Source organism: Sphingosinithalassobacter sp. CS137 (assembly GCF_014334115.1).
In the GTDB taxonomy this organism is placed as follows: Bacteria; Pseudomonadota; Alphaproteobacteria; order Sphingomonadales; family Sphingomonadaceae; genus Sphingomonas.
This window is the reverse complement of the sequence record NZ_CP060494.1, coordinates 267,682-289,622: the sequence shown is the minus strand read 5'-3', so window position 1 is coordinate 289,622 and position 21,941 is coordinate 267,682. Positions and strand designations below refer to the sequence as shown.

General features: G+C 67.7%; 8 protein-coding genes and 1 tRNA gene. 7 read left to right on the top strand and 2 right to left on the bottom strand.

Features of this window, described 5'->3' with window-relative positions; genetic code table 11:
* Nucleotides 1-9: 9 nt before the first annotated feature.
* The 6 genes from H7V21_RS01300 to H7V21_RS01275 all read left to right on the top strand — a co-directional run bounded on the left by H7V21_RS01300 (nucleotide 10) and on the right by H7V21_RS01275 (nucleotide 5,117).
* Entirely contained in the window at nucleotides 10-2,010 is a 2,001-nt protein-coding gene (locus H7V21_RS01300) for a TonB-dependent receptor family protein (RefSeq protein ID WP_188054851.1), read from the top strand.
* Complete coding sequence (locus H7V21_RS15800; protein ID WP_262503951.1) at nucleotides 2,010-2,561, top strand: PepSY domain-containing protein; 552 nt, start codon at nucleotides 2,010-2,012, stop codon at nucleotides 2,559-2,561. The genes H7V21_RS01300 and H7V21_RS15800 overlap by 1 nt, the downstream gene beginning before the upstream one ends.
* Nucleotides 2,539-2,614 (top strand) — tRNA-Glu (locus tag H7V21_RS01290). The genes H7V21_RS15800 and H7V21_RS01290 overlap by 23 nt, the downstream gene beginning before the upstream one ends.
* A 206-nt stretch (nucleotides 2,615-2,820) precedes the next feature.
* Nucleotides 2,821-3,936 carry an RHS repeat-associated core domain-containing protein gene (locus H7V21_RS01285; RefSeq protein WP_188054850.1) on the top strand — a complete coding sequence of 372 codons (1,116 nt, stop codon included), beginning with the start codon at nucleotides 2,821-2,823 and terminating at the stop codon, nucleotides 3,934-3,936.
* Between the two features lie 2 nt (nucleotides 3,937-3,938).
* Nucleotides 3,939-4,499, top strand: a complete 561-nt coding sequence (locus H7V21_RS01280; protein ID WP_188054849.1) for a hypothetical protein — start codon at nucleotides 3,939-3,941, stop codon at nucleotides 4,497-4,499.
* 447 nt (nucleotides 4,500-4,946) lie between these two features.
* Nucleotides 4,947-5,117, top strand: coding sequence for a sigma factor-like helix-turn-helix DNA-binding protein (locus H7V21_RS01275; protein WP_188054848.1), 171 nt, complete (start codon nucleotides 4,947-4,949; stop codon nucleotides 5,115-5,117).
* Nucleotides 5,118-5,797: 680 nt separating this feature from the next.
* Here H7V21_RS01275 and H7V21_RS01270 read toward each other — a convergent pair.
* Together H7V21_RS01270 and H7V21_RS01265 are read right to left on the bottom strand one after the other, a co-directional pair.
* A complete protein-coding gene (locus H7V21_RS01270) occupies nucleotides 5,798-19,111 on the bottom strand; it encodes an autotransporter-associated beta strand repeat-containing protein (RefSeq protein ID WP_188054847.1) in 13,314 nt (4,437 codons plus the stop codon).
* Between the two features lie 246 nt (nucleotides 19,112-19,357).
* Nucleotides 19,358-19,972, bottom strand: coding sequence for a TetR/AcrR family transcriptional regulator (locus tag H7V21_RS01265; RefSeq protein WP_188054846.1), 615 nt, complete (start codon nucleotides 19,970-19,972; stop codon nucleotides 19,358-19,360).
* Between the two features lie 268 nt (nucleotides 19,973-20,240).
* Here H7V21_RS01265 and H7V21_RS01260 point away from each other — a divergent pair, with 268 nt between their 5' ends.
* Complete coding sequence (locus H7V21_RS01260) at nucleotides 20,241-21,887, top strand: FAD-binding dehydrogenase (RefSeq protein ID WP_188054845.1); 1,647 nt, start codon at nucleotides 20,241-20,243, stop codon at nucleotides 21,885-21,887.
* Nucleotides 21,888-21,941: the final 54 nt, after the last annotated feature.

Below are 21,941 nucleotides of genomic sequence, written 5' to 3'. Positions count from 1 at the left end.
ATTCAGTCAATGCACGCCATTGCCCGCGCCCTGTGCGGCGCGTCGCTGCTGGGCATCGCGGCACCCGCACCCGCCCAGCAGAGCCCCCGGACTCCCGACGAACGGGAGATCATCGTTTCGGCCGAGCAGATCACTCAGGCCGCCATCCAGCAGGTTCAGGAAACCCCCGGCGGCGCCGACGTCGTTCCCGCCACCGACTATGCCGATCAGGCCGCGGTGTCGCTGCGCGAGGCTCTCGCCTTTTCCCCGGGCGTCTATGCGCAGCCGCGGTTCGGCCAGGAAGTGCGCCTTTCGATCCGCGGATCCGGCATCAGCCGCGGCTATCACATGCGCGGGCTCACGCTGCTTCAGGACGGCGTGCCGATCAACCTCGCCGACGACAATGGCGACTTTCAGGAACTCGACCCCACGATCCTCCAGCGCATCGAGGTGTTCCGCGGCGCCAATGCGCTGCGCTACGGCGCCTCGACGCTGGGCGGCGCGATCAATGGCGTGACGCCGACCGGGCGCAGCGCGAACGGTTGGCGCGTCCGCATCGACGGCGGCAGCTTCGAAACGCTGCGCGGCCTCGTCAGCGTGGGCTTCGCAGATGCACGCGGCGACGCCTATCTCTCGCTCGCCGCCGACACGTCAAACGGAGATCGCGTGCATGCCGACCGGCGCGGCCTGCGCTTCAACGGCAATGTCGGCATCCGGCTGACCGATGACGTCGAGACTCGCTTCTACGCAAGTGCCCAATCGCTCGATCAGGATTTGCCGGGCGCGCTCACCTACACGGCGGTGCGCAACACGCCGCGCGCCGGCAACAGCGTAGGCGATCAGGGGCGCAACATCGACTCGATCCGCCTCCAGAACCGTACGCGCTTCGAAATCGGCGAAGGACACCTTGACGCGGGCATGTTCCTCAACGCCAAGCAGCTCGATCATCCCATCTTCCAGGTGCTCGACTATAAATCCACCGATTGGGGCCTCTATGCCCGGCTCGACCAGCGCTTCGGCGCGCTGGGGCTCACCGCGGGCGTGAGCGCGCGCTTCGGCACGGTGGATTCCAAGCGCTTCGTCAACAACGCCGGCCGGCGCGGTGCGCCCACCTATGATGCAGACCTCGCCGCGCGGACGATCGACGCCTATGCCGAGGCGCGCCTGGAGGCCATGAGCGGGCTTACGCTGGTCGCCGGCGCGGTATTCACCTCGGGCATGCGCGAGCAGGAGCTCGTCTTCCCCGCCGCCGCGTTCGACGAGGTCAGCTACGACGAGCTGTCGCCCAAGCTGGGCCTGTTGTTCGAACCCGCGCAGGATGTGCAGTTCTACGCCAATTACAGCCGCAGCCACGAGCTGCCCGGCTATAGCGAGCTCGCGCAGAGCGGCCCGACTATCCCGACCGGCAGCTTCGTCGCGCTCGATCCACAGCGCGGATGGACGGCGGAGATCGGCGGCCGCGGCAGGATCGGACCCGTCACCTTCGACGTGAGCGTCTATCGCGCGGACCTCAACGGCGAACTGCTCCAGTTCAACGTCAATCCGCCTGCCGTTCCCGCAGCGACGTTCAACGCAGGCGACACGCGCCACCAGGGAATCGAGGCAGGGCTCGACATCGTCTTCGCGCGCTGGGCGACGCTGCGGCAAGTCTATCAGTACAACGACTTCCGGTTCCGCGACGACCCGCAGTTCGGCGACAATCGCCTGCCCGTGGTCCCAGAGCATCTCTATCGCGGTGAACTCGTGCTGGGCAGCGAGGCGCTGCACGTCGCGCCGCGCGTCGAGTGGCTGCCGCGCGGAGCCTTTGCGGACTATGCCAACAGCTTCCGCCCCGATGGCTATGTGCTGCTCGGGTTCACCGCAGAAGCGCGTCTGCGCGAAGGGCTGACGCTGTTCCTCGACGCGCGCAACCTCACCGACCGCGACGAGGTGGGCGATATCGGCGCGGTGATCGCCTATTCGCCTGCGAACGCGATCTTCTACCCAGTCGAGCGGCGCGCCGTGTTCGGTGGCGTGCGGGCGGCGTTCTGATGGCGCGCGTGGCGGGGGCCGGCTGGTACAACGCCGTGTGGCGGTGGCACTTCTACGCCGGATTGCTGACGATGCCGTTCGTGCTGTGGCTGACGGTCACCGGCACGATCTATCTCTGGAAGCCGCAGATCGAGGCGATGCTGGAACATCGCTTCGAGACGATCGAGGCCGTCGGTCCGCGCGAAAGCGCGGGGCGCGCGAACCAGTTGCTGGGCACGCTCACTGCCTTAGGCCTCGCCACGCTGTCGCTATCAAGCTTCGTGCTGTGGTGGCGACGGCGTCCAGAAGGAAAGCTCGGCGCCCCGCCCCCAAGTCGCGCGACCGCGCTACGGACCATTGCTCGTCGCCGCAATCTGCCTGCTCGGGCTGCTGATGCCGCTCTTCGGCGCGACCTTGCTGCTCGTGCTGCTGATCGAGGCGACGCTGTTGCGGCATTGGCCGGCGGCGCGCCGCTGGCTCGGCCTGCGGCGTGCGCCCGCTTGACGGGGGCGGCCGGCGCCACTAAGTGCCCCGCTTCCGCACAAGCACGGCCCCTTCGTCTAGCGGTCTAGGACGTCGCCCTCTCACGGCGAAAACACGGGTTCGAGTCCCGTAGGGGTCACCAAAATGCCTTCCCAAGGCATCCCAGAACATGCCGTAGATGGCTGTTTTCCCTCGTCGCGTCGCCAGTGACGGCGATCGAAGCGGCTGAGACCCGCGGCGCGGCTGCCGGCGATCGGAGCGAGTCCGATCGGCTATGACCTGCGCGGGAACCTCACCAGTTCGAACACCATCGGCTACGGCTATAATCTCGACAATCTGCTCACCGGCATGTCGAACGGCGTGACGTTCAGCTACGATCCGCTGGGTCGCCTGACGAGCTATGGCAGCACTGTTCAGACGCGGTTCCTGTATGACGGCGTTGAGATCGCCGGCGAGTACGACAGCGCGGGCACGCTGCTGAAGCGCTATGTATCAGCGCCGGGAATGGACGATCCGCTCGTCTGGTACGAAGGCGCGGGAACGGCCGACCGGCGGTTCCTCGTCCCCGACGAGCGCGGCTCGATCATCGCGGTCACCAACGCAAGCGGCGTGCCGATCGCGAACGGGATCAACAGCTACGACGAGTTCGGCATTCCCGGCGCGAACAGCGGCCGGTTCCAGTACACCGGCCAGGCGTGGCTTCCCGAAGCAGGCCTCTACTATTACAAGGCCCGCATGTACTCGCCCAGCCTCGGCAGGTTCCTGCAGACCGACCCCATCGGATATGGCGACGGCATGAATATGTATGCCTATGTCGGGAACGATCCGGTAAATGCGACCGATCCGCTGGGGTTGGAAGAATGTCGAGAGCAAGGCGATTCGAGCCAAGAGAATTCGAACGCCATGCCGGATATATGTGTCTATGGCTGGCGGCTGGGAGGATCCACCGGATACTATACCTATGGCACGGGCGGCGGATATCGTTATGGCGGTGGTGGTGGTGGTAGAGCTGGTGGTGGGCTCGGTACTGGCATTGAGCAAGATGCGCAGCAAAATAACCCGCGCCAGCTCGACAATTGCGGATCGGAAGCTAGCTTCGGCACATTCCGGCGGGCGGCCAACACTGCCTTTGCCGACAATCCCTACCGTCCGATGTATTCGATTTTCCCGTTTAGCGTGATACGAGGAAGCCGTATCCATGCGCAGTTTGCAGCGACTATTAAGGCGACTGGCGGCCTCTACAATGCAGAGGTTTCCTATAAGGATGGCTTGGTTGTGCCTTATGGCACGCCGGGGTCAGTTCGAGCAGACGGAGTGTACGGCCCCATAAATGCACCCTCTTATGTAGTTGAACTTAAGAGTGGTTTTGCAGTTCCGACTCCATCGGAGATTGAAAACTATAGAAAGAACCTTCCGACCGGGACAGGCGTATGCGGCCTCGTGGAAGCGCCGGGGGCAGGTTAAAGATGCTGGACAAGAAGCAGATTAAGAGCGCGTCGAAGAAATTTGGGTTTCACGCTAGTGGAAACTTCCTTATTGGTGCGCGAAGCGAAGATATATTATCTGGAATCGCTATCGATGCGGCGCCATCGGCTACCTACATTTGGACATTCATATTACCTGTTTTTGATGAGATTTCCTTTCTCCACATGACTCTCGGAGAACGAGTTGCTGATTTAAGCACGTTTGAGGGGCCGCTCGATGGAATATTTAATGAATATCGACGGATAATTTCTCCTATTAGGCAAGCGATTCAACTAGTTTCGTATCTTGATTTTAAGAAAATCAAGGGGGAATACGCAGACTGGACCAGACTTATATGCCTTGTCAGAAGCAGTAATTTTGATCAGGCTAATGAATTTCTTGACGTGGCAGAGGGTTGTTTTGGATCGAGAGCGATATCGGACAAGCTGATAAAGCTACGAGAGGCACAGTCCTCTGGTGGATGGCCTGCCGTACAAGACCTGCTTAAAGAGTGGTCCGAATCTACGGACAAGTTGCTGAACAAGGTTCCACTTGAACTTTGAAAGCAAGATAAAGGGAATGGCTCCCCCTATGGGGTAAGCCATTGTCTGCACATCGTTTTTTAGGGAGACAGGTGGCACCATGAGCGAGACTCTGGTGCTATTTTGGTGCCAGGGGCGTGCTAAGCGCTTGAATCTCTTGCCGCTTTAGCTGCTTTGCGATGGAGACATGGCCGCGCTGACGCGCGGGCCAGGTCGCTCCGCTCCCACCGGGCGTTGCCCGGCCAATGCGGTCGGCGCGGTTCCCGCGCCGGCGTGAGGCCTCGGCCAGCGGTGCGGGCGGTCGCTACCCTTTAGCCCCGCCGCGGCGCGCCGCAACCGGCTTCGCCGGTCCTTCACGAGGTTACGGCCCTGCGGGTGCACCCCGCCTCTGCCGGCGGGGCTGCCGGTCCGCTCTTGCCGCCCACCCCGCCGTCCGAGGCACGGGGGGGGGCAGGCAGGGAGAACCACATGGAAGACGATCTGGACGAACTCCGCCGCCGTCTCGACACCGTGGAGACGTTGCCGCGCGCGGTGTTCCTGCTGCATCGGATCGACGACCTCGATTATGGCGAGATCGGCTATCGGCTCGGGAGGAATAGACGAGCAGCGAGGTACATGACCCCCCGCGAGCACAACTGATCGGCGCGCCCGAAGGCGGCGATTAGCGCCCCCTCACTCGCCATTCTTCAATCTCGCAACGGCTCATCGCATCCGAAACATCTGCTGGTATCTCTGATGGTATCGCTTGCACCGAAAGGGCAGATTTCTCGCGTGTTTCAAAGCATTAGGCAAAGGACTTGACTCCCGTAGGGGTCACCAGATTGCCTCTCCAAGCTAGGCTCTGCACCCGAATCATCTGCATCGGTCCAAGCCCTGGGTTCCAGGCGCTTTTGCGACGGGCAGCCGCTCGATCGCGCACGCCGGTGTGACGCCGCCGATGGCGGCCGCCTCCAAGACTGCCGCGGAAGACTTCGGATCGATTGTGTTCCGGCCCGTGCAGCGCGATTTCGCGCGATAGCCTTCCTGCGTTCGGGTGGGGTGGGCGTTTCGGAGAGTCGCATTCTCGCCGGAGATACCGAATGGCATGCCCCCGCCCGCGGCTGGCCGACCAGCAGACGGCGCTCGGGTGCTTGAGGTACAATGCCCATCCTGAAATCCGACCCTCGGCGCGGCAATTCCCGCCCGCGATCGCCTCGGCCGCCGTGTTGTTCGGCGCGTCCAGCTGTTCGCGCGCGCAAAGCCGAAGGGGGCAGCAAGGCCTCTGGCGCCCCCCTTCCGCACGCGGAACTATCAATGCGAGCGGATCGCAGAGCCTTGCGTCAGAACTGAACGGTCAGCCCGGCGCGCACGCCGTGATCCTCGCTCCTGCTCCCGAAAGCGCCGTCATAGGCCAGGCGGATGCTCGTCCGCTGCCCGACGTCCACGCCGATCCCCAGATTGGCCGTCGCCAGGCTGCGCTCGATGCCCAGCCCGCGGACCCGGAACGCGGGGCCACTGCCGAAGCTGAAATCGGCCGAGGGGATTCGATCGCCCAGCACATGCCGCGTCGCGACGGCGGCATCCAGATGCATGCCGACGCTGCCGACATCGAAGGCGCTCGACGCGCGGACGCCGATCGTCCCGAAGCTGGCACTGAAGCCATCGGTGCGCGTGCGGAGCGCCACGAGCTCTGCGCGCTCCTGAAGTGCCGCACCGGAGAGGGCGACATGCGCGATCCCGGCAAAGGGTTCGAGCGAAAAGCCACCATAATCGTGCTGGTAGCCGATTTCGCCGAACAGCTGCGCCGTGCTCATCGCATGGTCCGCATTGGCGGTATCCGAGATCGCTCCGAACGCGACGCGGCGCGACGCATTCACCTCGTGCGCGGCATAGCCGGCGCCGAGCGTTGCATGGAACCCGCCGTAGCTGCCCGCCGCATAGCCGCCGACATGCATCGTCTCGACCAGCTGCTCGGCTCCGGCGTCGGTCCGCAGCTCGGTCGTGCTGTATCCGGCGGCGGCGCCGATGCGCCAGTTGGCCCCCAGCGCGCCTTCGACGCCCGCGATCAGTCCTTCGACCGAGCGGTCGTATCCCGAAGCGTTGCCATCGCCCTCGGCGCTTCGCCACGAACCCAGCACCTGGCCCCAGATGGCGGCGCCTTCGACGGCCCCGCCCATCGCCCCGCGCGCAGCGAACGCGTCGCGCAGGAAGCGGCTGTCCTCGACCAGCGCACCGCGCAGCGTGACATGATCCTCGCCCGACAGCTGATCGAACGCCCCGCGCGCGTCCTCCGCCGAGAGGTTGGCGACCGCCGTGTACAGCGGCGTGCCGAAGCCGAGATCCTCGACCGCGACGGCGGTGCTCCGCTGGTTGAAGCTGCGCGCCACCCGGTCGAACGACACGTCGTTGCGCTGCATCCGCAGCACCACGCTGTTCGCCGCATAGCGGAGCTCGGGGGTGAGGAAGGCAAGATCGCTCGTCACGCCGCCGAACGTCCCCTGCACGCCGCCCTGGGCGGTGAGGATGGTATAGTCGGTCTGCGGCGCGTAGTTCCCGCCGCTGCCGATGGCGACCACCCGGGCTCCTCCCAGCGTCGCCGTTCCCGTGACGTCGACACGGTCGACCTGCCCCAGCGGATTGAACTCGACCTGATAGGTGCCGGAAGCGCCGAACACGAGATCGCCGTCGACGCGCAGCGCGCCGATCGAATTGCCCGGCGCGATCGTGCCCTCAACGGTCGTCGAGCCGATGGTGCCGTTGCCCATCAGCGTACCGCCGCTGGCGACGAACAGCCGTCCTCCGAGCGTGCCGTTGACCGACAGCATGGTGCTCGTGCCGCTTTCGCCGATCGTCGTCAGACCCTGGAAGCCGCTCGACGCCGCGGTGAGCTGGACCACACCGCCACCGAGGAACCGGATCGAGCCGGCTCCGGTGATGCTCCCGGAATAGACGCCATTGGTCGCCTGATCGAAGGTGAACGTCGCGTTCGCCGCGATGTCGAGATCGCCGGTGAACAGCGCGCTCGTCGACACCAGATCGCCCGCCAGCACCGACCAGTCGGCGCTGTTCGTCCCGGTGAGCCGGAGCGCGCCCGCGCCCTGCTTCACCAGCGTGCCACTGCCGGAAATTGCTCCACCGAAGCTGGCGTCGCCCGCCTGATCGAAGACGACGGTGCCCGCAGTGTCGATATCGCCGCGGATCGAGGCGGCGTTGCCGACCAGCGTGCCCGCCTGAACGATCGTGCCGCCGGTATAGCTGTTGGCCCCGGTAAGCACGAGCGTGCCCAGATCGGTCTTCACCAGCGCCGCGCTGCCGCCGATCGCGGCGTCGATCGTAGCGGTGAAGCCCGCACCCGTCGCGCTGCCGTCACCCACCCGCACGATCGCCCGCTCGCCCGAAAGCGTCAGCGCGTCGCCGGCAAGGCGATAGCCGTCGCTCGCGAACTGCATGCCGGTCGCGATCACCGCGCCTGCCGAGCCGTCGATGCGCACCGTACCGGCAGCGCCCTGGAAAATGGCGAAGCCGGGTTGCGGCGTCATGGCATTGTTCACGCGACCGTCGGCACCGGTCCAGTTGCGGCCGCTGTTCGACCAGCTTCCCGAGCCGCCGTCCACGCTGCCGTTGTTGGCATTGGCGGCATCGCCGCCGTCCCAGAAATGCAGCGTCACGCCCGAACTGTTGACGAGGTTGACCTGGTTCGCGACCGCAGTCTGCACATAGGCATCGTCCGCCGAGCTGCCGCCCGGCAGCGTGCCGATCGCCAGTCCACGATCGGTGAGCGCACCGGCATAGTCGAACAGCCGGTAGACGCCGACGCCGAACCCGCCGAGATCGGTGACGTTGAGCGTGCCGTCGAGCGTCAGATCGCCCGCGACGCTGAACAATGCCTGCGTGCCGGACCCGCCGAGCGTCACGTCGACGATCGAGCCCGAGGACAGCGCAAGCGCCCCCATCGCGAGAGTCTGCCCCTGGATGCCCGCCAGCGTCGCGCCATCGGCCAGCGCCACGCGCCCGCCGATCGTTCCGGTGCCGGCCAGCGTGGCGCCGCCCTGCACGTCGAGCGTCGACTGGCTGGCGCCGAGCACGCCGTTCACCGCGAGCCTGCCGGCGGTCACGAGAGTCGCGCCGGTGAAGCCGCTGCTGTTGCCCGAGAGCGTCAGCGCCCCCGCCCCGATCTGGCGAAGCGTTCCGGCTCCGCTGATCGAGCCTGCAAAATCGACCGCGTCGGCACGTGCGAAGGCAAGCGTTCCCGCCAGATCGACCGCGCCCGACAGGCTGCCGCCGGTGCCGAGCTGGAGCGTTCCCTGCGTGATCGCCGTGCCGCCGCCATGCGCCAGCGCGCCGGTGACCAGCAGCGTGCCGCTGCCCGCCTGCACGACCCGCCCGCTGCCGGTGACCGTGCCCGCGAAGGTCGCCGCGTCCGAGCGGTCGAACGCCAACACCCCGGCATTGGCGATGCTGCCCACGATCGAGCCGGTCGTGCCGCCGTTGCCGATCCGCAACGTGCCTGCGGAGATGGTGGTACCGCCACCGTGGGTCGCGACTCCGGTGAGCACCAGCGTGCCGCCGCCCGCCTGGACCAGCGCACCGCTGCCGGCGATGCTGCCGGCGACGGTCAGGCTGTCGGAACGATCGAACGCGAGCGTGCCGTTGTTGGTCACATTGCCCGCGAGCGACCCCGTGGTCCCTCCGGCCCCGACGCGCAGCGTGCCCGCGGCGACCGTCGTGCCGCCGCCATGGGTCGCGCTTCCGGTCAGGGTCAGCGTGCCGCCGCCGGCCTTCACCAGAGCGCCGGTGCCGCTGATCGCACCGCCGAAGACGAAGGCATCCGAACGGTCGAAGGCGAGCGTGGCGTTGTTAACGACGTCGCCCGTGATCGTGCCGAGGGTTCCACCGTTGCCGATCTGCAGCGTCCCGCTGCCGATCGTCGTCCCGCCCGAATAGCTGTTGGTGCCGGTGAGGATCAGCGTGCCGAGGTCGCTCTTGGCGAGTCCGCCGGTGCCGACCAGCGCGTTCGCCAGCGTGGCGCGAATGCCCGCCCCCGCCGCGCTGCCGTCGCCGACGCGGACGACCGTCTGCGCGTCGGCGAGCGTGATGGCGTCGCCGGTGACGGTATAGCCGTCCACAGCGAACTGCATGCCGGTGACGGCGATCGCGCCCGCGCTGCCGTCCACCGTCACTGCGCCTGCCGCGCCCTGGAACACGGCGAAGGTCGGATTGGGGCTGTAGCTACCGTTGAGCGTGCCGTCGGCGTTGGTCCAGCCAAGGCCGTCGGCGCGCCAGACGCCGGTGCCGCCGTCGATCCTTCCGTTGTCGACGTTGGCGGCTGCCGCGCCGTCCCAGAAGCTGAGCGTCACGCCCGTCGTGCTGACGAGGTTCACCTGGCCGGCCACCGCGGTCTGCACGCGCAGGTCGGTTGCCGCGACGCCGGTGGGCGTGCCGCCGATCTCGAGCCCGTTGTTGGTCAGCGTGCCGCCATAGTCGAACAGGCGGTAGATGCCGCCGCCGAAGCCGCCGAGATCCAGCACGCCCAGCGTGCCGTCGAGCGTCAGGTCGCCGCCGATGCGATACACCGCCGCACCGCTCGGCGCGCCCAGCCCGACGTCGACGAACGACCCGGCCGAAAGCGTGAGCGCGCCCATCGTCAGCGGCTGCCCCTGCATCGCCGATAGCGTGGCGTTTCCGACCGAGACGCGCCCGGCAACGCTGCCGCTGCCGCCGAAGACGCCGCCGCCCACGGTCACGTCGCCCGCGAGCGATCCGCCCGAAAGCACCAGCGAACCGCGCTCGATGCGCGTGCCGCCGGTGTAGCTGTGCGCCGTCGAGAGGACGAGCGTGCCGCTCCCGGCCTGCACGAGCGATCCGCTGCCCGACACGGTGCCGCCGAAGGCGACCGATCCGGCGCGGTCGAAGACCAGCGTGCCGTTGTTCACGACATCGCCCGCGAGCGCGCCGGTCATGCCGCCGTTGCCGATCCGCAGCGTGCCGCTCGCGATCGTCGTGCCGCCGCTGTGAGTCGCGGCGCCGGTCAGCGTCAGCGTGCCGCTCCCGGCCTGCACCAGCGTACCGGTGCCGCTGATTGCGCCGCCGAAAGTCGCTGCGTCCGAACGATTGAACGCCAGCGTGGCGTTGGTCACGACATCGCCGATGATCGAGCCCGACGTGCCGCCATCGCCGATCTGCAGCACACCGCCCGAGACGGTCGTTCCGCCGGTATAGCTGTTCGCACCGGCAAGAATCAGCGTGCCGAGATCGCTCTTGACGAGCCCGCCGGCCCCACCGAGCACGTTCGCGATCGTCGCGCGCGTGGCAGCGCCGGCGGTGCTGCCGTCGCCGACCCGAACGATCGACTGCGGATCGGCAAGCGTGATCGTATCGCCCGAGAGGCTATAGCCATCGACTGCGAACTGCATGCCGGTGACGCCGATCGCGCCGCCGCTGCCGTCCACCGTCACTGCCCCGGCAGTTCCCTGGAAGATCGCGAAGCTCGGGTTCGGCGAATAGCGGCCGTTGACGCTGCCATCCGCGCTGGTCCAGCCGCGCAGATCCACGCGCCAGGTGCCGGCGCCGCCGTCGACGACTCCGTTATTCGCATTGGCGGCGGCGCTGCCGTCCCAGAAGCTCAGCGTCGCGCCCGCCGTGCTGACGAGGTTCACGCGATTGGCGGTCGAGGTCTGCACCCAAAGATCCGCCGCGACGATGCCCGCGGGAAGCGTGCCGAACGCGAACCCGTTGTCGGTGAGCGTGCCGCCATAATCGAACAGGCGATAGATCCCGGCGCCGAAGCCGCCGAGATCGGTGACAGTGAGCGTGCCGTCGAGCGTCAGGTCGCCGGCGACCGAGAACAGCGCGCCGCCGCCCGTCGGAGCGCCCAGCCCAACGTGAACGGTCGAACGGCTGTCGAGCGCAAGCGCGCCCATCGAGAGCAACTGCCCCTGCCCGCCCGCAAGCGTACCGTTGCCCATCGTGACCCGGCCCGCGATCGAGCCGACGCCGCCCAGCATCCCGCCGACGACGGAAACATCGCCCTGAAGCGAAATCCCGGCAAGCGCCAGTCCGCCCGCCTCGACGCGCGTTCCGCCCGTGAAGCTGTGGCTGCTGGTGAGCAGCAGGAGGCCGCTGCCCGCCTGCACCAGGCTCCCGGTACCGCTGATCGACCCCGAGAAGTCGGTGGTGTCGGACCGATTGAACACCAGCGTTCCGCTGTTGATGACGGGGCCCATCAGCACGCCGGTCGTGCCGCCGTCGCCGATCTGGAGCGTACCGCCGGCAACGGTCGTGCCGCCGTCGTGACGCGCGCTGCCGGTCAGCACCAGCGTACCCGAGCCCGCATGGACGAGCCGGCCGGCGCCGCTGATCGCGCCGCCGTAGCGCAGCGTGTCCGAACGATCGAAAACCAGCGTGCCGCTGTTCGAGACCGAACCGATGATCGCGCCGCTCGTGCCGCCGTCGCCGATCCGCAGCGTGCCGCCCGCGATGGTCGTGCCGCCTGCGAAGCTGTTGTTGCCCGTGAGCGTCAGCACGTTGGTGCCCAGCTTCTGCAGCGAGCCCGTGCCGCTGATCGTTCCGGCGAGGCTGACGTCGTCCGAGCGATTGAAGATCAGCGTGCCCGCAGTGACGACATTGCCGGCGAGCGAACCGCTCGTGCCACCGTTGCCGATCTGCAGCGCGCCCGAGGCGATGCTCGTGCCGCCGCTGTGCGTCGCGCCACCGGTCAGCACCAGCGTGCCACTGCCGGTCTTCACCAGCCAGCCGGTGCCGCTGATCGCGCCTGCGAAGCCGAACATGTCGGAGCGGTCGAACGCGAGAGTCCCGTTGTTAACCACGTCGCCGGCGAGCGAGCCCGCGGTCCCGCCGTCGCCGATCCGCAGCGTACCGCTCGCGACCGTGGTGCCGCCGCTGTGCGTCGCTGCACCTGCCAGGACGAGCGTGCCGCTGCCCGCCTGGACCAGCCGCCCGCTGCCGCTGATCGCTCCGCCGAAGGTGACGAAGTCCGAACGGTTGAATGCCAGCGTGCCGTTGGTCACGACATCGCCCGCGAGCGACCCGCTCGTGCCGCCGCCGCCGATCTGCAACATGCCCGCCGACACCGTCGTGCCGCCACTGTGCGTTGCGTCACCGGTGAGCAGCAGCGCGCCCGCGCCCGCCTTCACAAGCTGACCGCTGCCGCTGATCGTGCCGCCGAAGCTGGACGTATCCGAGCGGTCGAAGGTCAGTGTTCCGTCGTTGATGATGGCCCCGACCAGCGACCCGCTGGTCCCGCCGTCGCCGATCCGCAGCATGCCCGCTGCGATCGTCGTGCCGCCGGCATAGCTGTGATCGGCGGTCAGCGTCAGCGTGTTGGCGCCCAGCTTCTCAAGCGAGCCCGTGCCGCTGATCGTGCCACCGAAAGTGACGTCGCCCATCTGGTGAAACGCCAGCACGCCCTCGTTGACCACATCGCCCGCAAGCGAGCCGGTCACGCCGTTGCCCACGCGCAGCGTGCCGCTTGCGATCGTGGTGCCGCCGCTGTGCGTGGCGGCTCCCGCCAGCACCAGCGTCCCGCTGCCTTGCTGCACCAGCTGACCGGTGCCGCTGATCGCACCCGTGAAGCTGTGGCTGTCGGAACGGTCGAAGACGAGCGTGCCGTTGGTGACCACGTCGCCCGCCAGCGATCCGCCGGTCGCGCCGTCGCCTACGCGGAGCGTGCCCGCGGCAACCGTCGTGCCGCCGCTGTGCGTCGCCGCGCCCGTCAGCACCAGCGTGCCGCTGCCCGCCTGCACGAGTTGCCCGGTGCCGCTGATCGGGCCGCCGAACGTCACCAGGTCCGAGCGGTTGAACGCCAGCGTGCCGTTGGTCACGACATCCGCCGCGATCGAGCCGGTCGTGCCGCCTCCGCCGACCTGCAGCATGCCCGCCGCGATCGTGGTGCCGCCGCTGTGCAGCGCATCGCCGGTCAGCACCAGCGTGCCTGCGCCCGCCTTGACGAGCCTCCCGGCGCCGCTGATCGTGCCGCCATAGCTCGACGTGTCCGAACGCTCGAAGGTCAGCGTGCCGCTGTTGGCGATCGGTCCCGTGATCGTGCCGGTCGTGCCGCCATTGCCGATCCGCAGCGTGCCGCCGAGGATCGTCGTGCCCCCGGCGAAGCTGTTCTCGCCCGTCAGCGTCAGCACATTCGTGCCCAGCTTCTGCAGCGATCCGGTGCCGCTGATGGCCCCGCCGAACGTCACATCGTCCGAACGCTGGAAGGCCAGCACGCCATTGTTCACGACGCTGCCGACGATCGAGCCGATGGTGCCACCGTTGCCGATCTGCAGCGTGCCGCCAGCGATCGTCGTGCCGCCCGTATAGCTGTTGTCGTTGAGCAGACGAAGCGTGCCCGGCCCCGCCTGGGTCAGGCTGCCGCTGCCCGTTACCGAATGGGAGAAGCTGAAGAAATCGCTCCGTGCGAACACCAGCGCGCCATCGTTCTGGACATCGCTCTCGAGCGCACCGATCGTGCCGCCATTGCCGACCTGGAGCGTCCCGCCCGCAAGGATCTGCGTGCCGCCGCCAGGCCGGACGAGATTGGTCAGGATCGTCTTGCCGGCCATCTGGCGAAGCACGCCCGTCCCGACGACCCGGCTGTCGAACGTCCATTCGTCGCGATGGAATGCCAGCACGCCGTCGTTGGTGATCGTTCCGGAAATCGATCCGGTGCTGCCCCCGTCGCCGATCTGAAGCGTTCCGCCCGTGATCTGCGCGCCGCCGTCGAGCAGGACCGCACCGGTCAGCACCATCGTGCCGGTGCCTGCCTTGTGCAGGGCGCCCTGGCCGCTGATCGCGCCCGACACCGTAAAGTCGCCGGCGCCCTCGCCGACCAGCGTACCCTCGACCTCGATCGATCGGGATGCGAGCGAGCCGCGGACCGCGAGCGTGCTGCCGGTGTGGATATAGGTGGTGCCGGTGTAGCTCTGCGCACCGGTCATCGTCAGCGCATCGCTGATGCGGACCGTCCCCGTCCCGGAAATCGTTCCGTTGAACGTTCCCGGACTGGCAAAGACCAACCGGTCCTGGTTCACGATATCGCCGACAACCGAGCCCGTGTTGAGTACGAGCTGACCGCTCGTGATCACGGTTCCGCCGGTATAGGTGTTCGCTCCGCGCAACGTCACCAGCTGGCCGCCGCGCACTTCCACGCTGCCGCTGCCGGAAATGACGCCGTCCATCACCGTCGCGTTCGAGCGATCGAACACCAGCGCGCCGTTGTTCACGACCGGGCTGACGTACAGCGTCTCGAATCCGCCCGCGCCCGATCCGACGAGGCGCAACGTCCCCGAATCGATGACGGTGGTCGAATAGAGTCCGTTCATCGTCAGCGTGCCGGCGCCGCGCTTGATCACGTTCTGCGCGCTGACGATGCTGCCCGTGAAGGCATGGTCGTCCGACCGGTTGAACACGATGTCGCCGGCCGCGGTGATCGCGCCCTGGATCGACCCGCTGGTCCCGCCATCGCCGATCTGCAGCGTTCCCGTGCTGCTCACGGTGCCGCCGCCATGCGATGCCGCGCCGGTCAGGACCAGCGTGCCCGATCCGGCATGCTGCAAGCTGCCGGCGCCGGCGATCTCGGACGAAAGCACGAGATCGTTGGAGCGGTTGGCGATCAGCGTGCCGCCCGACATCAGGTTGATCGTGCCCGACGCCAGCGATCCGGTCGTCCCGCCGTCGCCGAGCCGCAGCGTTCCGCCGACGTTCGTGCGACCCGTGAAGCTGCTGTCGGCCGTGAGGATCAGCTCACCCGTGCCCTGCTGAAACACGCCCGAGCCGGAGATCGTGCCGGTGAAGGTGTTCGACCCCGCGCGGCTGATGGTGAACACGCCGTTGTTGACCACGTCACCGACGATCCAGGCGTTCGTGCCGGAAATCCACAGCTGGCTTCCGTTGTCGATGGTCGTGCCGCCGGTATAGCTATTGGTGGCGGTGAGGGTGAGCTGAATGCCGCCCGAAACCTCCACGCGACCGATGCCCGAAATCACATCCGACTGGGTGAGCAGGCCGGTTCGATTGTAGCGCAGCCTGCCGTTGTTGATGATGATACCGGTGATCGAACCGGTTGCGCCGCCATCGCCGATCTGCAGGGTTCCGCCGGCGATCACCGTCCCGCCGCTATAGGTGCTCGCGCCGGTAAGGGTCTGCGTGCCCAAGCCCAGCTTCTGAAGCGCGCCGATACCGGTCAGGCTTCCCGAATAGCTTCCGTCGGCGCTATTGCCTCCTACCGCAAGATTGTTTCCGCCGGTAATCACGGTGCCCGCTCCGGACAGCGCGCCGATCTGGCTTGAACTGGTCAGCGCGAGCGTGGCGCCGCTCGCTATCGTGAAGCTGCTTCGCGCCGACGCCACACCGGCGTTGGCAAGGGTGAGACGACCGGCCTGAACGATGGTGTCGCCCGAATAATTATTGCTTCCCGACAGCGTCAGCGTGCCATCACCCGTCTTGGTGAGTGAACCGCTGCTGATCGCGCCCGACTGAGTCGCGGAGCCGCCGGTCTGGTTCAGCGTCAGCGTCCCGCTCAGCGCATTGCTGATCGCGGCACCGCTGGCATAGTCCAGAACGCCGCCGGTCATCGAGACGGCGCCGCTGCCCAGCGCGCCGGTGGAGACGCGCAACGTGCCCGCCTCGATGCGGACGCCGCCGCTGTTCTGGTTCGCCTGGGTGAGCACCAGTGTCCCCAGGTCGGTCTTCACCAGCGTGCCGAAACCCTGGATCGTCGAGTTGATCGTGGCGGTGTAGCCTGCACCCGCGCTGGTGCCGTCGCCCACGCGAAAGATGCGGTCGCCAGGGCTGAGATAAACGATGTCGCCGCCAAGGCTATAGCCGTCCGACGCGAACTGCATTCCGGTGAACTGGACCGGCGTGGGGTCCTCCCAGAAGTTCGCAGGCGGCGTCGACTGCAGGGTCACCGTGCCCGGCGTGCCCTGGAAGACCGCGAAGCCCGGGACGGGCTGCATCGGCGCGGTGACGAGACCATTGGCGTCGGTCCAGCCAACGCCGCTGTTCGACCAGGTGCCGCTGCCGCCGTTGACCGCGCCGTTGTTCCACAGCGCCGGATCGCCGCCGTCCCAGAATTGCAGCGTCAGCCCAGTCGAGTTGACCAGGTTGACCTGATAGTCGACCGCGGTCTGGATCGAAAGCGCCGTGCCGACGGGTTTGTTGCCGATCGAGATGGCGCCCGAACCGTCCAGGAAGTCGGTATAGTCGATCAGGCGATACACGCCGGGTCCGAACCCGCCGGCATCGGTCACGTCGACGACCGCGCCGTTCAGCGTGACTACGCCATTGACCTGAATGCGATCGCTCGCGCCGGACGCCCCGGGCGCGCCGAGTTGAAATGCCATCCGCGATCCCGAGCTCATGTTGAGCCCGCCGACCGTCAGCGTCCCGACGCCTGCCGCACCCGGCGCAATCGTGCCGCCCGAGGTGACACTAACCGTCCGAGTCGTCGAACCGAGGCCACCGAACGAGGCACCGTTCGCCACTGCAAGGGTGCCGGTGCCGCTGATCAGGCCATCCAGCACGACACTGCCGCCGTTGATCGCGAACGCACCGCTGTGAATCGTGGCGCCGGTGATCGTCAGCGTGCCGCTTCCGGCCTTGACGAGGCCGAGCACCCCGCTGCCGTTCCGAATCGTTCCGGAGAAGGTCGTCGATTCCGATCCGGAGATCGTCAGGGTCCGGCCGGTGCCATTGTTGGTCACCGTTCCCGATCCGGCCAGCGAAGCGACTTGCTGGTTGAAGCCGCCGATGTCGAGCGTGCCGTCGACCGTCATTGCGCCGCTGCCGAAGGCATTGGTCGCGCCGCCGATCAGCGTCCCGGCCAGGACCGCCGTCCCGCCGCTGAACGTATTCGCCCCGCTTAGCGTCAGCGTGCCGCTTCCCGCCTTGGCGAGCGCGCCCGGGCCGGAAATGATCCCGCCGAAGCTGGTGCTGGTGCCGTTCCCCGTGGTGAGCAGCTGTCCCGCGGCGATCTCGACATAGCCGCCCGAAGTGCCGCCGCCGGAAAGCGCGCCGATCGTCTCCGAATTGAGGACGAGCAGCCGGGCACTGCCCACATTGCCGAGCGTGACGGCGCCGCCGTCCGCGATGGCGCTGCCGCCGCGCAGCTCCAGCGTCCCCGCGCTGATCCGCGTTTCGCCGGTATAGCTGTTGATGCCACTGAGGACGAGCGTGCCGAGATCGTTCTTCTCGAGCCCGCCCGAACCGGCAAGAATCGTGTCGATCGTCGCGCGCCAGCCGCTGCCGGCGCTGGTGCCGTCGCCGACACGAACGTTGGTCAGGGTGCTCGCGAGATCGAGCGTTCCGCCCTCCAGCCGATAACCGTCGGTGGCGAACTGCATTCCGGTCAGTCCGATCGCGCCGGCGCTGGTATCGACGGTGACTGTGCCGGCCGAACCCGCGAAGATCGCCAGACCGGGATTGGGGCTGAAGCCGCCGATCGCCACGCCGCCCGAATTCGTCCATGCGTTGCCGGACGAGTCGGCGGTCCAGGTGCCGCTTCCGCCCTGGATCACCCCATCGCCGTGCAGCGCGGGGTTGTTGCCGTCCCAGAAGGCGTAGTTCGGCGCAGCGCCGTTGAACAGGTTCACCTGCCCCGCCACCGCGGTCTGGATCTCGAGCTTGGAGGCGTCGGTTCCCGTCGGAAGTGCGCCGAGCGCCAGACCCTGATCGTTCAGCGCGCCGGTATAGCTGATGAGCCGGTAGAGACCGCCGCCGAAGCCGTCGCCCATCCCGGTGTTGGTGATGTCGAGCGTTCCGTCGAGCGTCAGGTTGCCGTTCACGACCAGCAGGTCGTTCGTCGTGCCGCCGATCTCCAGCGGTGCGCCGAGGTCGAACGCCAGGATGCTGCCGCCGGACAGCGAAAGGCCGCCCATCGTGAGCGTGCCGACCGCCCCGTCACCGCCGGGGGAAAGCCTGGCCCCATCCGCGACGGTGACGGACCCGGCGGAGGAGCCGACGCCACCCAGCGTCCCGCCCTGCACGTCGATCGCGCCGCCAAGCGACCCGTCCAGCAGCAGCGTGCCGCCGACGACGCGGGCAACACCGCCGAAGCCGCTGCTGTCTCCGCTAAGTCGCGTAATGCCGCTCGACTGCAGGATCGTGCCCGCGTCCCACAGTCCGACCATTCCGATCGTGAAGTCGTATGGAGCCGTGCTGCCGTGCGCGAACTCCAGCACGCTGGTCGCGCTGCTGAACACGATCGAACCGGCGCTGACGCTGCTGGCTGCGCTGCCGATCCGCAGTCGGCCGGTCCCTGTGGTGTCACTGGAGAGATAGATGCTGCCTGTGCCGGTCAAGCCCACGCGCAGCGCGGCGGCACCGTTCAGATTGACGGTTCCGGTGCCGCCGTCCGACCCGATGATCAGGTCGCCGTTCGAATTCCATCCGCCCGTCGCGTTGATCGTGCCGTCGCCGCCCGGCCGATGGCCGACCCGCATCGTGCCGGTGTTGGTATAGGTGCCGCCGGTGCCGAGGTTCAGCGTGCCGGAGGTGCCGTCGCCGACATAGACATCGGCGTTTTCGGTCACCGTGCCATTGTAGCTGGTATTGGCGTTGTGAACGATGACCGCCTGAGCACGCGCGACTTGCGGCGCCGTCAGTGCGGTTCCGGAAAGCAGAAGTCCTGCGGCAAACGCGCGCATACGGATCGGGCGCACAGCCCCGTTCGGAGCCGCAACAACGATACGACGCATTTTCTCTGCCCCCTGCCGGACGCTCGGACTCAGAGCGACTCCACGTGCGGCGGTACGCTCGACACCGCCACCGCACAACGCGAAAAGAAGCGCGCTTGATCGGCGTTAAGCATTTTTTAAAGACATGCCGAATTGCACCACTCGCGGATTCGGACACGCCGGCGCACAGCCTCCGGGCTGGAAGCGGTGCCCGTCTCAGCGCGTGGCGGAAGGCGACGCGAGCAGCGGAAGAAGCTGGGCGACTAGGGTGCGCGTGGCTTCGTCGCCCTGTCCCAGCATCGGGCGCAGGTGCGGCCCGATCACCGCATCGCCGAACGCGCAGATCGCGATGAGCAGGACGAGCCCGCGCGTGCGCTCCTCGTCGCCCGGGGCATCGGGCAGCCGCGCGCGCACCGCCTCGACCAGATCGACCACCGCATCGCGCAGCAGGTCGAAATGCTCGAACTCGCGGCTCAGCGCGAGCCAGGCGGCGAGCTGACCCGCCCCGCCCTCGCCGAACGCATCGAACACATGGTCGACCAGCCGGGTCGGCGCCGCCGCATCGACGTGGAGCGCGCTCACCGCATCGGCGAGCGCATCGGCCAGATCGCGGATCATATATTCCATCAGCGCCGTCTGGAGCCCGGCCGCCGAGCCGAAATGATGGATCACATTGGTGTGCGACATCTCGATCGCCCGGCCGACATTGGCCAGCGTGACCGCCGCCGGCCCGCGCTCGATCAGCAGCGCGCGCGCCGCATCGAGCGCCTCGCTGCGCGCTTCCTCGGCGCTGCGCTTGCGCCGCTTCGGCCGCGGCGAGGACTGAGGCATGGAACGGATCTCCGAGCAATCAGGCAAATCAATCCCCTCCTGCGCCCCCGCCTGCGCCAAGGCAACTCCACGCCCGACGGCGGACTTCCGATCCGGCGTTCGGGCCGCACGCGCGATTGACAGCCTCGAAGTGTATTGACACCAATGTCAATGTTAAAGCCGACGGGCAGAGGCAGGCGAGCCGGAACGGTGGTATAGTCGATCGCGCCAGCGGCTGGAGGCGATGCCCCTCGGCCCGGATGCGCATGGAGCAGGGGGAGGCGCAATAATGGACGCAGACGTGATCGTGGTGGGCGCGGGGCTTGCCGGGCTGGTCGCCGCCACCGAAGTCGTGGCTGGCGGCGCGACCGTGCTCGTGGTCGAACAGGAGCCCGAGGCGAACCTCGGCGGACAGGCATTCTGGTCGCTGGGCGGGCTGTTCCTGGTCGACAGCCCCGAGCAGCGCCGCATGGGCATCCGCGACAGTCTGGATCTCGCATGGCAGGACTGGATCGGAACCGCCGGCTTCGACCGCGAGGAGGATCATTGGCCGCGCCGATGGGCCGAGGCCTATGTCACCTTCGCGGCGACCGAAAAGCGCGACTGGCTCCGCAGCAAGGGGCACCGGCTGTTCCCGATCGTCGGCTGGGCCGAGCGCGGCGACGGCAGCGCCACCGGCCACGGCAATTCGGTGCCGCGTTTTCACGTCACCTGGGGAACCGGCCCGGGCGTCGTCGAGCCCTTCGCCAGGCTGGCGCGCGAGGCCGAGCGCGCGGGCACGCTGCGCTTCGCCTGGCGCCACCGTGTCGATGCGATCGAGCGGAGCGGCGGCCGCGTCACCGGCGTCTCGGGCCGCGTGCTTGAACCGAGCGCCGCGCCGCGCGGCACCGGCAGCTCGCGCGTGGAGACCGGCGATTTCAGCTTCTCCGCAGGGTCGGTGATCGTCGCTTCGGGCGGCATCGGCGGCGATTTCGCGCGCGTGCGAAGCGCCTGGCCCGATCGGCTCGGAACGCCACCCGAGTTCCTGGTGCGCGGCGTGCCGGAGCATGTCGACGGGCGGATGATCGAGATCACGCAGGCGGCGGGCGGACGGGTGATCAATCCCGATCGCATGTGGCACTATGTCGAGGGCCTCCGGAACTGGGACCCGATCTGGAACGGCCACGGCATCCGGATCCTGCCGGGGCCCTCGTCGATGTGGTTCGATGCCGCCGGCGATCGGCTGCCCGCGCCGTACCTGCCCGGCTACGATACACTCGGCACGCTCGAGCATCTGATGCGCGGCGGCAATCCGCACAGCTGGTTCGTGCTCAACCAGTCGATCATCCGCAAGGAATTCGCGCTTTCGGGCTCGGAGCAGAATCCCGATCTCACCGGGCGCAGCTGGCGCAAGGTGGCGGGCCGCGCTGTCGGCCGCAGCGCGCCGGGTCCGGTCGAGGCGTTCAAGCGCCACGGCGAGGACTTCGTCGTCGCCGACGATCTGAGGACACTGGTCGCGGGCATAAACCGCATCGCCGGCGCGCATCCGCTCGATCTTGCGCGGATCGAGACGGCGATCGCCGCGCGCGATCGCGAGCTTGCGAATGATTTTTCCAAGGACTTCCAGGTGATGGGCATCCACAATGCCCGCCGCGCCCGCACCGAACGGCTGTTCCGCACCGCCAGGCCTCGCCGCATCCTCGATCCCGGCGAAGGACCGCTGATCGCGGTTCGCCTGAACATCCTCACTCGCAAGACGCTGGGCGGGCTGGAGACCGATCTGGACGCGCAGGTATTGGGCGCCGACGGCAATCCCGTACCCGGCCTGTTCGCGGTGGGCGAAGCCGCCGGTTTCGGCGGCGGCGGCGTGCACGGATACCGCTCGCTCGAAGGCACTTTCTTGGGCGGCTGCCTCTTCAGCGGCCGCGCTGCCGGACGCGCGGCAGCGCAGGGCTGAACGCAGGCGGTGTGCCGCGCGGGCCGGAGCCCGTTCGGCAGCCGCCCGTCTGCG